This is a genomic window from Cryptosporangium aurantiacum, from assembly GCF_900143005.1.
Taxonomy (GTDB): Bacteria; Actinomycetota; Actinomycetes; order Mycobacteriales; family Cryptosporangiaceae; genus Cryptosporangium; species Cryptosporangium aurantiacum.
In genome coordinates this window covers 131,206-143,709 of the sequence record NZ_FRCS01000013.1, presented here as the reverse complement: position 1 = coordinate 143,709, position 12,504 = coordinate 131,206, and the positions used below count along the sequence as shown (strand labels likewise).

Here is a 12,504-nt window from a genome sequence, read left to right as displayed (position 1 = left end):
TTCTTTCGACCGACCCCTGCGGACGGCGCTCTTGAGCCCGACCCCTACGGAGGTGCCGAAGTGAGGATCGAGGTCGTCGCGGCGGACCGGAGAAATGTTGCCGGTCCGACCGTTCCCACCACCGAGCAACTGGCTTGGGCGGCGCGGGTCGCCTGGGCGAACGCCGACCGAGGCATCGGCCGGCTGCGCTGGCGCGGCCTGCACGTGCGGGACCTGCGGGGGGTGACCGACCCGGACGCAGTCGCCTCCGGGCTGGCCGAACACCTCCGGGTCGCCACCAGGGACGGACGGATCCGGTCGGTCGCCACCGTGCTGGACCCCGGCGTCGAGATCCTCAACGACCAGTTGGTCGGCTACGCCGGTTACCGGCAGGCCGACGGCACGATCCTCGGCGACCCCCGGCACATCGAACTCACGACGCTCGCGCTGCGGGCCGGATGGCCGGGCGGCCGTCCGGTCGACGGCGGACGGCTGCTCCCCGGGCCGTTCGACGTCCTGCCGCTGCTGCTGCGCGTGCACGAGGGACCGGTCATCGCATACGAGCTCTCACCCGAGCGGGTGCTGGAGGTGAACCTCGAGCACCCCGGGTACGCCTGGTTCGCCGAGCTGGGCCTGCGGTGGTACGCGGTGCCCGCGCTGTCGCGCCACCGGCTGCACTTCACCGACACGCTCGCGTACCCGGTGGCGTTCTCCGGCTTCTACGTCGCGTTCGAGATGGCCTGCCGTGAGCTGGCCGACCAGAACCGGTACAACGCGCTGCCGATGATCGCGCGGTGCCTGGGACGGGAGGGCAGCAGGCCGGAAGGCTTCGGACTCCAAGAGGCCGCGCGGGTCCTGCACCAGGCGATCCTGCACTCGTTCGGACGCGCGGGCATGGTGCCGCCGACCGCCTCGGCCCGGCTGGAGATCTACCACCGCTACCTCCCGCGGCGGAAACCCGGCCCCCGGCCGGTGTACCGCCCGATCGACGTCCCGCCGCCCGCCGGCGCGGTCGCGGTCACCGCGGACTCCGCGTACCACGGGCGCCGCCGCCTCGAAGCAGCGGTGTAGTCCGTCCCTCCGTTCTCCGGAAAGAGCATCGCCATGCGCCACTGGGTGTCTCATCTGCCGAGTTATCCACCGTCCGCGGCCGAAGGGTGGGGGCCGACGCTGACCGGTCCACTGTGCCCGGTCTGCGGTACCCCTGAGCACCGCACGAGCGACTCGATCGTGTTCGTGCCTGCGCAACCGCTGCGCCAGAGCGGGCCTTCGCGAGTACGTCAGTCGACCGATGTCTCCTGACCCGCGCTAGACGAGTCTTTCACCAGCGACGGAACCCGCCTCCGGGCCCGTCACGCCGGAAGGGTGGGGTTAACGATGGCCAAGCAACTGACCGCCGGGAACGCGGTCTCCGGCCGGTCCGGCGATCGGTCCGAGCCGCGCGACCCGCGGACGCGAGAGACGCCGACGCAGCGGTGGAACCGGAACTACCTCGAGATCCTGCACGAGGTCCGGGCCGCCCAGATCGGCACGCAGCTGCTCCTCGTTTTCCTGCTGACGCTCGCGTTCACTAGCCGCTTCGACGAGACGACGCGCTTCCAGCGCACGGTCTACGTGGTGAGCCTGGTTCTCGTCGCCGGTGCGACCTGCCTGTTGATCGCCCCCGCGCCGTTCCACCGGCTGGTGTTCCGCCGCCGGCTCGAGGCGCAGCTCGTCCGGGCGTCCAGCAAGTTCGCGTTCTGGGGCGTCACGCTGCTGATGCTGGCCTTCAACGGCGTACTGCTCTTCATTCTCGACGTCGTGATGGGCACCTCGTACGCGCTCTGGATTACCGCCGGGACGCTGCTCTGGTTCCTCACCTGGTGGTATCTCGCGCCGGGCTGGGCACGCGTGGGGCAGAGGCGGCGCCGCAAGGAGGCGACGATCGCCGCGCTCGAGGTCGCGAGCCAGAAGCTCCACAGCGAGCGGCTGGACGGTTCGGCGTCGGCCGGCGCGTCCCCCGCGCTGGGAACACGACCGGTCGCCGAGGCCGAGCGGTCGCTGCCTGGCCCCCACCCTCCGCAGCTGCGTCCCGGCCCGACGTGGCCCGCGCCCCGGCTGCCGATGATGCCGGCACCGCACCCTTCGCTGGCCACCTCCGACCAGCTCGGGTACCCGGGTGGCCAGCTCCCGGTGGTCGGCTTCGACCGCCCGTCGCCGCAGCCCGGTGCGGCGACGGGCCCGAACGGCTCGTACCCGGTGCCGCCGGACCCCGCCGGTGCGCCCGGGAGTGGCTGGACCGCCCGGAACGGCCGGAACGGCCAGGCCCCGGCCGCCGTCCCCGCCCCTGTCAGCGGCCCCGTCGGCGCCGTCGGCGGCCTCCGCTCCGGCACCGGCGTCCCCACCGGCGCGGCCGGCCGCAACGGTAGCGAGTTGCCGCCCGGCATCGGGTCGCCGACCGGCGGGTACGCGGCGGTGGACCCGCTGGGTCCGCTGGCCCTAGGCCCGGTCTCCGGTCCCGGCCCGCTCGGTGGTCCCGAGGCATACGGTTCGACGCCGCTCGGCGGCGCGCTCGGCGGCCCCGTTCCGCTCAGCGGCCCCGGAGAGTTCGGTGGCCCCGGGCCGCACGGACGGACCGGCCCGTACGCGACGCCGTTCGACGGCGCCGCCGCCCGCGGGCCGCAGGGCCCGGCGCCTGGTCGCCACCACGGGATCTCCCGCGCCGACCTGCCCGTCTACTCGACCGGTGACATCCCGCGCTACTCGACCGGCGACATTCCTCGCTACACGACCGGCGACGTGCCGCGGTTCTCGACCGGTGACGTGCCCCGCCTCCGCGCGGACGACGGGATGCAGAACGGCCGAGCCGGTGACGGCATGCAGCACGGCCGGGCCGAAGACGGCGTCACGCAGTTCGGCCTCGCTTTACCTCTCGGTCCCGCACCCACCGGGCTCCCCGCCGCCGGCGGGGAGCCCGCTCCCTCTCCGGCCGGCGCGGCCGGACCTGCCAGTGCCGGCCCCGCCCTGGCAGACCCCGCGCCGGCCGGGCCCTTCACCGCCGAGGGCCCGTCCGATCCCGCAGCCGACGCCGCCCGCGACGGCGTGATCGGGCGGGCGCGCGTCACCCCACCGCACGCGTCGCCGCCGCGACACGGCTACCCGACCCCCGAGGGGACATAGGGGGCGGTTCGGCCGGGCGCCCGCCGCGAGGCGGCCCCCCGGCTGAACCGGGTCCCCTCGGAGATGTCGAAGCGCCGCCGGAGCAACCCGCTCCGGCGGCGCTTCGGTGTCCGCGGTCCGCCCGAGTGCGCGTACGAGCGGTGTCAAATCGCGGTCGTGATAGCACCAACGATTTTCCACCGCTCGCGGGTCAGCGACAGCGGCTATGAGGAAGACTCGGCCCGACGTGCGGCTTCGCGAGCCAGGTCGATCCGCGAGCGTAGGTCGAGCTTGCTCAGGATGTGCGAGACGTGCGTGCTCACGGTGCGCGGCGACAGGAACAGCTGGGCCGCGATCTGCGGGTTCGACATCCCCTGCGTGACCAGCTCGGCGATCTTCGCCTCGGTGGGAGTGAGGCTGTCCCATCCGGACCGGACCTGGCGGTGCTTGACCCGCGGCGCCCGCCGGATCCCGTACTCCCGGAACCGATTTTGCAGCCGAGCGGCGTCCCATCTGGCATCCAGGGCCTGGTAGCCGTCGAGCGCGCGGCTGAACGCGGCGCGGGCTTCTGCGCGTTCCCCGAGCTCGGCGAATCGCGCGGCAGCGGCTTCCAGAGCAGCGGCACGAAAGAGCGGACGCCCGGCGACCAAGTACTGCTCGGCGGCCTGGAGCAGCAGTTGCGCGTCTCCGTCGTGCAGGCCCCGGCAGTACAGCGCGGTGCCGACCCGGTGCGGGTTCGCGGAGCGAGCCGCTGCTTCATTGGCCAGGCGGAGAACGTGCGCCGCGCCGTCCGGGTTGTTGCACTCCACCGCGAGACGGATGGCGTCCGGGAGAAGCCCTTCCATCTCGTCGAGCTCTTCGACCTCACCGGTGAGGCTGTCGAGGAGACTCGCAAGGGCCTCGTCCGGCCGGCCGGCCTGCTCGGAGCGGAGGGAACGCGCCAGCGCGGGCGCCGCGATGACCCGCAGGCCGAGCAGTTGCTCGTGCGCCTCGGAGATCGCGAGGTTGCGCAGGCCGGCCTCGCTCTCGCCGCGGTGGAAGTAGATGGCGGCCACCATCCCGCGGTGCTGGCAGGCGGACGCTTGATCCCGCGCCTCGTCGGGCACCGCGTTCAGGTCGGCCAGCGCGTCGTCCCACTGACCGTTCTCGAAGTACAGCTCGCAGAGCGCGGTGTAGGCCTGGGCCGTCCGGATCGCGCTGCCGACCCGGGCAGCCTCGTCGCGCACTTCCCTGAGTGCCTCCAGCGCTTCGGGGTACCGGTCCAGGTCGCCGAGCCAGATCGCCCGGTTGATCTGGACGAGGAGGCGGAGATCGGTCAACGAGAGGTCGTCGGCGGTCGCCGCGATGGCGTCGTCGTACAGCGAGAGACTCTCCGCGCTGCCGCCGCGAGTGACTTTCGCGATGGAGAGAAGGTGCAGTGCCCAGGCCAGCGCCCAGCGGTCGTTGCACTGGATCGCCAACGTCCGGGCCTGCTCAGCGGCCTTCTCCGCCAGCTGGACCTGGCCGACCATCCGGTGGACCCGTCCGACCGAGATCAGCAGCCGTGCCCGGTGCCGGGAGCTGAGCGAGGGGTCGGCCAACGCCTTCTGGAGCGCTTCGACAGCCTCCGGAGTTTCGCCGACCTGCATCTGCGCCTGACTGCGGATCCAGTGCAGTTCGACGAGAAGGTCCGGGTCGGTGACGCGGTCGAGTGCGGCGACGGCTACTTGCACCGCCTCCTCGGGAGCGTTGCCGAGGCGGAACAACGCGTTGGCCAGCATGGTGGACAACACGTCGTCCGCGGCGCGGGCGGGCCAGCCCGTGGTGGCGCGGCGGAGCAGGTCGGCCGCCGCCTGCGGCGCCTGCGCGACCAGGGCCGGACCGGCCTCGGCCAGCCAGTCCTGCACCCACGGCTCGAGCGGACCGAGGCGCGGGCCGGACGGATCGTCGGCCGAGAGCAACTGCCGGGCGACACGCTCGACCGGCGCGTGCGCCGCGGCAAGTGCGCGACCGGCGTCGCGGTGCAATGCGGAGCGGACCGACGCCGGTAGCTCCTCGTAGAGCGCTGTACGGATCAGCGGGTGCCGGAAGCCGAGGCCCTCGGGGGTGTCGGCGAGGACACCGGCGGCGATGGCCTCTTCCAGCGAGGGCAGCAGATCGGTGACGCTCTGCTTAAGCACGAGCGCGAGATCGTCGACGGCGAACCGGACCCCGAGCAGCGCCGCGGCCCGAAGTACGCCGCGGACCTTCTCGGAGAGGAACCCGAGACGGTCGGCGATCGCAGCGGTCAGCGTTCGCGGAGCCGAACCGGAGACGACGTCCACCGTGCCCGGCTCGGTCTCGGTGAGATAGGAGCCACGGCTCAGCGCGCCGATGAGCTCGGTGAGGTAGAGGGGGTTACCCGCCGCGCCGTCCGCGAGCCGGGTCAGCTCTGCCCCGGGCCTGGCGCCGGTCAGGCTGGTCAGCAGCGCGGTGACGTCGTCGTCGGCCAACGGGCCCAGCCGGACCAGCTCACCCGGTTCGACCGCTCGCCGCAGGGCCCGGAGGCTGTCGCCCTGCGGTGTCGGCCGGGCGAGACCGAGCAGGAACAGCGGCAGGGGGAGCGGGAGCTGCCGAGCGGCCTTGGCGAGCCGGCCCCAGAGCGCGACCGTGGTCGGGTCGGCCCATTGCAGATCGTCGATCACGAGCAATGTGGGCGACTGCTCGCAGAGCTGCTCGATGAGCGCGAACAGCTGCTCGGACGCCGCAGTGACCGCGTCGACCGCGGCGCCGGTGGAGAACTCGCCGCGCAACAGCTGGAGCGCCGCACGGCGGCGCTGATCGGTCGTGGACTCGCGGACCTCGAGCGCGTCGAGGAACGGCAACAGGGGCAGCGCCTGGCCGAGTTCATCGCCTGCGCCCCGGTAGACGGTGAAGCCGGCCTCGGCGGCCTGAAGGGACACCGTTCGCATCAATGTGGACTTGCCGATGCCGGGCTCGCCGTCGATGAGGACCGCGCGACCGTCGCCCTGAAGGCAGCCGGTGATCCACCGGTCGAACTTCGCGATCTCCAGGTCACGCCCGATCAACGAACCGGGGACCGGAGAGATCGTCACTTACTCAGGATAGGGCGCGGACGGAGAGTGAACAAGTGAGTCACGCACGGAAGCGCGTGAACAACTCATGTCGTTCGGTTCAACTCTACCCCATTCGGTACGCAACTCGTTGAAACGGTCCTGTCGGAAATGCATTCCCGAATTGCTCCGCCCGCCGCTCGAGGGGTGGCGCTCCGGGTGATCGGTCGGCGCCCGGCGGGGTTAAGTCGAACCTTTCATTTACCTTAAGAGGGTTGCCATTACGGTGAGCCGTGGAATGGTTACTCCCGTCCTCGGAATTGACCGAGAACACGACGCGTCGAAATCTTGCGAACCCCCTAGGGCACCCGAATCCATTTTCGGTTCCCCCTCAAGGAGAGATCATGCGTATCGGACGAATCGTCGCCACCGTATCTACGGCAATTGCTGTCGCTGCGGCCGCTTTGGTCGCCGGTGGTGGATCGGCCATTGCCTCCGCAATGCACCACGTCTGAGTTCCGTTTCTTCTCGCCTATTCCCCCTCGTTCCTGCGTTCCCGAGGAGTTGTGTCATGCAGCACGGCTGACCATTTCTGGTCCTTGACGATTCCTATCCCTGCGACGCTGAACCACCGCTGACCACGCCCTCCGTGCCGGACCGGCCCCTCGCGGCCCAGGTGCTGGGAGAAGGCGGTCAGCTCCCGCTCCCGGAACCCACCGGTGAGAGCGGGTACCGAACGGCCCGCACGGCCGTTCGCAGACGTCCCGTCTCGTCGGGCTACGGCCCCGCCGCTGATCAGCGGTTCGGTGGCCGGCCCGGCGAGGGCGGGGACGACACCGGTACTTCCGAACACCGACAGCTCTCCGCGCACCGGATGGTCATCCCATCGTCGCCTCGCCCCGGCGCGCGGACAAAAGGCCCCGGCCGACAGCCCGTCCTTCCCCGCAGGACGCGCGCTCGTCGACCGGGGTCTTTGGTGTTTCCGCAGTTTCTCGGGCGCGACCGCCCGTTGCGACACGATGCCGCCACGGCCAATTCTCCGGCGCTTTCCTGCGCCTCGCCTGCCCGGTGAGCCTTCGCCGTTCCGCGGCTTCTCACGCGCCTCTCAGCGGGATTCGCTGGCCCCCGATATACGCAGCGAAGCCGGCGATCAGAGAATCGTCAGCCGCAATTTCGCCCGCGGGCGCCCGGGCGCAGAGGGAGGCGCAGGCGGGCCGGCCGGACGCGAACACGTCACCGGTTCGGCTGATGTCGGGGGAGCCGTGCGGACAGCCGCGAACCCCTAACGAACGACTTTCTGTTACGATACGAGTCTCGTCCGTATTAAGCGCGCTTAAGTTTGGAGCCAGGTCGCAATTTTTGAGCGCAATTCAAAATGCGGTTTGTTTTAAATCCTATTCAAATAGTGGCGCCTCGGAGCCTGCGTTCGGGGCCGACTCTAGTGGCGCTGTGAAGTGCGCCTTCTGCGGCCTTTCGGCGGCCCGATCGGGGCGCGACCATCAACGCTCCGTAATCACAGACAGGTCCACTTTGGGCTGCAAATATTCGAGTGCGGCATTCACGTCGATTCACGGAGCGCTCGTAGCGTCTGTACTCCTGGGACAGGAGGTGTCCGGTGTGGTCGGTGAGCCGATTCGGCCTACCGGAGCGTCCGGACGTGAATGCCGCACCCGGGCACGTCGGGTCAGTTACGACTCCGGAACGTCGCGGTGCAACTCGTCCAACCAGGTCCGCGCGGACGCGTCCGAGGGCGCCCGCCAGTCGCCGCGCGGCGACAGCGACCCGCCCGCCGAGACCTTCGGACCGTTCGGCAGCGCCGAACGCTTGAACTGACTGAACGCGTAGAACCGGGTCAGGAACACCTCGAGCCAGTGCCGGATCTGCGCGAGGTCGTAGGCGTTCCGGTGCTCCTCCGGATAGTTCGGTGGCCACTCACCGGCGTGGGAGTCGCGCCAGGCATGGAGGGCCAGGAACGCGATCCGGGCCGGGCCGAAGCCGAACCGCAGCACGTGGAAGAGCGAGAAGTCCTGGAGCGCGTACGGGCCGATCTTCGCCTCGGTGCTCTGCGGGGTCTCGCCCTCGCGGGTCGGCACCAGCTCCGGCGTGATCTCGGTGTCCAGCACCGCCTGCAGCACCTTGCCGACCTCGTCGTCGAACTGGCGGGACGCGATGACCCAGCGGATCAGGTGCTGCATCAGCGTCTTCGGGACGCCGGCGTTGACGTTGTAGTGCGACATCTGGTCGCCGACGCCGTACGTCGACCACCCCAGCGCCAGCTCGGAGAGGTCGCCGGTGCCGAGCACGATGCCGTTGCGCTGGTTGGCGGCCCGGAACAGGTAGTCGGTGCGCAGCCCGGCCTGGACGTTCTCGAACGTGACGTCGTAGACCTCCTCGCCGCGTCCGAACGGGTGCCCGAGGTCGGTGAGCATCTGGGTCGCGGCCGGGCGGATGTCGATCGTCTCGAACGTGACGCCGAGCGTCTCGGCCAGCCGGACCGCGTTGTTCCGGGTGTGGTCGCTGGTGGCGAAGCCGGGCAGCGTGAAGGCCAGGATGTCGCTGCGCGGCCGGCCCTGCCGGTCCATCGCCTTCGCCGCGACGATCAGCGCGTGCGTCGAGTCCAGACCACCGGACACCCCGATGACGACCTTCGGCTGCCCGATCGCGCGCAGCCGCTGCTCCAGGCCGGACACCTGGATGTTGTAGGCCTCGTAGCAGTCCTGCTCCAGCCGGGACACGTCGGCGGGGACGAACGGGTAGCGGGCGAGCGTCCGCCGCAGCCCGATGTCGCCCTCGGGGGGCTCGACGGCGAAGTCGACCCGGCGGAACCCGTCGAGACGGGCGGCGTGGTGACGGCGGTTGTCGTCGAACGTCCCCATACGAAGTCGTTCGGCGCGGATCAGGTCGAGGTCGACGTCCGCGACCGCGCGGCGTTCGCCGCTCGGGAACCGGTCGGTCTCGGCGAGCAGCACCCCGTTCTCGTAGATCATCGTCTGTCCGTCCCAGGACAGGTCGGTGCTCGACTCGCCTTCACCGGCCGCGGCGTAGACATATGCGGCCAGGCACCGCGAGGACGCCGACCGGCAGTACAGCTTGCGGTCCTCCGCGCGTCCGATCGTGATCGGGCTGCCGGACAGGTTCGCCAGCACGGTGGCGCCGGCCAGCGCGGCCTCCGCGCTCGGCGGGATCGGGACCCACATGTCCTCGCAGATCTCGACGTGCAGCACGAAGCCGGGCACGTCGACCGCGGTGAAGAGCAGATCGGGCCCGAACGGGACGTCCACACCACCCAGCCGGATGACGTCGCGGACGTCGTCGCCGGGCGCGGTCTGCCTGCGCTCGTAGAACTCGCGGTACGTCGGCAGGTACGACTTCGGTGCGACGCCGAGGATCCGGCCGCGGTGGATCACGACCGCGGTGTTGTACAGCCGGTGGCGATAGCGCAGCGGCGCGCCGACGACCAGGATCGGACGGAGCTCGGCGGAGGCGGCCACCACGGTGCCGAGCGCGGTCTCGACGGCGTCCAGGAGCGTGTCCTGGAGCAGCAGGTCCTCGATCGAGTACCCGGACAGTGTCAGCTCGGGGAAGACCGCGAGGCCAACCCCCTCGTCGTGGCACTCGCGCGCCGCGGCGAGCACGGCGTCGGCGTTGGCGGCGGGATCCGCGATCGCGGTGTGCAGCGCGCACGACGCGACCCGGAAGAAGCCCTGATCGTAAGCGGAGTAGAAGTCCATCAGCGGTGGCGATGACCCCCCGTGCGGCGTTTCAAACAACCCAAGTCTTTCAGACGTAGAACGTGCCACCAGTCGTTGCTACGGTCAGAGAATGGAGCACGTCGATGTTCTCATCGTCGGAGCCGGGTTGTCCGGGATCGGGGCAGCCTGCCACCTCAAAGCGCTCACCCCCGGCAAGACCGTCACGATCCTCGAGGCGCGGGACGCGATCGGCGGCACCTGGGACCTGTTCCGGTACCCGGGCGTCCGGTCGGACTCGGACATGTTCACGCTCGGGTACTCGTTCCGGCCCTGGCCCGAGGACAAGGGCATCGCCCGCGGTGAGCTGATCCGGGACTACATCGTCTCGACCGCGCGGACGTTCGGGGTCGACCGGTCGATCCGGTTCCGGCACCGCGTGCTCGCGGCGGCCTGGTCGTCGGAGACCGCGCGGTGGACGGTGACCGTCGAGAGCCCGGCCGGGACGACCGAGCTCAGCTGCTCGTTCCTCTACTTCTGCGCGGGGTACTACCGGTACGACGAGGGTTACACCCCGGCCTTCCCCGGCATCGAGAGCTTCGCCGGCCGGGTCGTGCACCCCCAGAGCTGGCCGGACGACCTGGAGTACGACGGCAAGCGAGTGGTCGTGATCGGGAGCGGCGCCACCGCGGTGACGCTGGTGCCCGCGCTGGCGGAGACGGCCGCGCACGTGGCGATGCTGCAGCGGTCGCCGACCTACGTGGCGACGCTGCCGACCGTCGACCCGGTCGCCGCCGCACTGCGCGACCGGATCTCGCCCCGGCGCTCCGCCTCGGTGGTGCGATGGAAGAACGTCTTGTTGCAGCAGCTGTCGTACCAGCTGTGCCGACGCCGGCCCGAGCTGATGAAGAAGGTGTTCCGCGCGGGCGTGCTCCGGCAGCTCCCGCCCGGCTTCGACGTCGACACCCACTTCGCGCCCCGGTACGACCCATGGGACCAGCGGCTGTGCATCTCGCCCGACGGTGACCTCTTCGCCGCGCTGAGCGAGGGCACCGCGTCGATCGTGACCGGCGAGATCGAGACGTTCACGCCGGACGGCGTCCGCCTGACGTCGGGGGAGCACCTCCCCGCGGACCTGGTCGTCACCGCGACCGGTCTGAACCTGCTGTTCCTCGGCGGCGCGACGATCACCGTCGACGGCCGGGAGATGGTGCCCGCCGAGACCCTCGCCTACAAGGGAATGATGCTCGCCGGCGTGCCGAACCTCGCGCTGGCCGTCGGGTACACGAACGCGTCCTGGACGCTCAAGGCCGACCTGGTCGCGCGGTACGTCACCCGGCTGCTCCGCCACATGGACGCCCACGGTTACGCGGTCTGCGTGCCGGAGGCGCCGCCGGTGCCCCCGGACGCGGACCCGCTGATCGACCTGAAGTCCGGGTACGTGCTGCGCGACGCCGACGCGATGCCGCGCCAGGGCCCGGCGGCACCGTGGCGGCTCTACCAGAATTACCCGCGGGACGTATTACTGCTCAAACACGGCCGGGTCGACGACGGTGCGATGCGGTTCAGCCGCGCGCCGGCCGCCAGGACGCAGACGGCCGGCGTGTCGACCGAGCGGGTCAGCTGACCTCGATCGCCAGCCGGGGCACGAACAGCGCGGTCCGTGGGATCGCGAACACGTCGCTGCCGAAGACGAAGCCGCCGTCGGCGGGGCCCGCTGCGTTTTCATTGCGGTAGAGCCACACCTCGAACCCGCCGGTCACCTGGGTCGTCGGGTTGTTGCGCAGCACGGCGGGAGTGTCGGTGCCGTTGCCGTCCCAGTCACCGACGACCGGCAGCTCCCGGATCGGCGACGAGGTCGCTCCGAACGTGAAGCTGACGTCCGCCTGGCCGCCCTGGAGCTCCTCGTCGTTGAGCATCCACTGCTTGCCCCGGATGATGCCCGCGGTGTCGATGCCGTCGCCGTTCCAGTCGCCGACCACGGGGGTGTCGGTCGCGCTACGGCCGTACTGGAACGTCACGACCGGCGAGGACTGCGCCAGATCACGCCGGATGATCCAGTTCAGACCGCCGTCGTCGGTCGGAAAGACGTAGCCGACCTCGTAGGCGTCGTCGAACGGGTCGAAGTTGCCGACGATCGGGCGGCCCCGCAGCGTGTCGGTCAGCGCGGGGACGCCGAACGTGAACGTGATGTCGGGGTCGCCGGCGGCGTTGGTGTTCCGCAGGGACCACACGAACCGGAACGGGAACGGCACCGACTGGTCGATCCGGGCGATGCCGACCGTCTCCGAGCCGTCGCCGTTCCAGTCACCGACCACCGGCAGGTCGAGGTTGCTGCCGGGGACGCCGAAACTGAACGACTGCTCGGCGGTGCCGGTCGTCGGTGTGCTGCGCAGGTACCAGGTGCCCTGGTGGTAGATGACCGGGCCGCTGGGGCCGTCCGGGGTGGCGGCGGAGGCGGGCTGCGGTGCGGCCACGATCGTGGCCGTCAGCCCGATCACGCAGAGCGCTGCGGCGGCCAGCCGCCGGGAGTACGGGCGCATGTCTCCTCCTCGAGAGCGTCTGGCCAGAGAGATAGCCTGCGCGAATCGTCCTTCATAGGGACTTATCCGTATCCAGACAGATCTGCGGCAGAGCTTCGGCGGTGTTGCCGGGGCGTTTCGCCT

Annotated in this window: 6 protein-coding genes; 3 read left to right on the top strand and 3 right to left on the bottom strand. The window is 70.6% G+C overall.

The features are described 5' to 3' along the window. Positions 1–60: 60 nt before the first annotated feature. Together BUB75_RS33210 and BUB75_RS46640 are read left to right on the top strand one after the other, a co-directional pair. Entirely contained in the window at positions 61–1,050 is a 990-nt protein-coding gene (locus tag BUB75_RS33210; RefSeq protein ID WP_073262763.1) for a nitric oxide synthase oxygenase, read from the top strand. Positions 1,051–1,356: 306 nt separating this feature from the next. Then, entirely contained in the window at positions 1,357–3,138 is a 1,782-nt protein-coding gene (locus tag BUB75_RS46640) for a DUF6328 family protein (protein ID WP_073262761.1), read from the top strand. Positions 3,139–3,341: 203 nt separating this feature from the next. Here BUB75_RS46640 and BUB75_RS33200 read toward each other — a convergent pair whose 3' ends face one another. Beyond that, entirely contained in the window at positions 3,342–6,191 is a 2,850-nt protein-coding gene (locus tag BUB75_RS33200; RefSeq protein ID WP_073262759.1) for a helix-turn-helix transcriptional regulator, read from the bottom strand. A gap of 1,646 nt (positions 6,192–7,837) precedes the next feature. Then, entirely contained in the window at positions 7,838–9,880 is a 2,043-nt protein-coding gene (locus tag BUB75_RS33195) for an NAD(+) synthase (RefSeq protein ID WP_073262756.1), read from the bottom strand. Between the two features lie 91 nt (positions 9,881–9,971). On the opposite strand from BUB75_RS33195, the gene BUB75_RS33190 reads away from it, so the two are divergent. Then, positions 9,972–11,465, top strand: a complete 1,494-nt coding sequence (locus BUB75_RS33190; RefSeq protein ID WP_073262754.1) for a flavin-containing monooxygenase — start codon at positions 9,972–9,974, stop codon at positions 11,463–11,465. On the opposite strand, the gene BUB75_RS33185 is transcribed toward BUB75_RS33190, so the two are convergent. After that, the gene (locus BUB75_RS33185) at positions 11,458–12,381 is read right to left on the bottom strand and encodes a hypothetical protein (RefSeq protein ID WP_073262752.1); all 924 of its coding nucleotides are present in this window, start codon (positions 12,379–12,381) and stop codon (positions 11,458–11,460) included. The two genes, BUB75_RS33190 and BUB75_RS33185, sit on opposite strands and share 8 nt — an antisense overlap. Positions 12,382–12,504 lie beyond the last annotated feature (123 nt).

Bases quoted from the DNA above. Each gene is read 5' to 3' on its own strand.
- BUB75_RS33190 (WP_073262754.1), top strand. From the start codon at position 9,972: ATGGAGCACGTCGATGTTCTCATCGTCGGAGCCGGGTTGTCCGGGATC.
- BUB75_RS33195 (WP_073262756.1), bottom strand. From the start codon at position 9,880: ATGGACTTCTACTCCGCTTACGATCAGGGCTTCTTCCGGGTCGCGTCG.
- BUB75_RS46640 (WP_073262761.1), top strand. From the start codon at position 1,357: ATGGCCAAGCAACTGACCGCCGGGAACGCGGTCTCCGGCCGGTCCGGC.
- BUB75_RS33185 (WP_073262752.1), bottom strand. From the start codon at position 12,381: ATGCGCCCGTACTCCCGGCGGCTGGCCGCCGCAGCGCTCTGCGTGATC.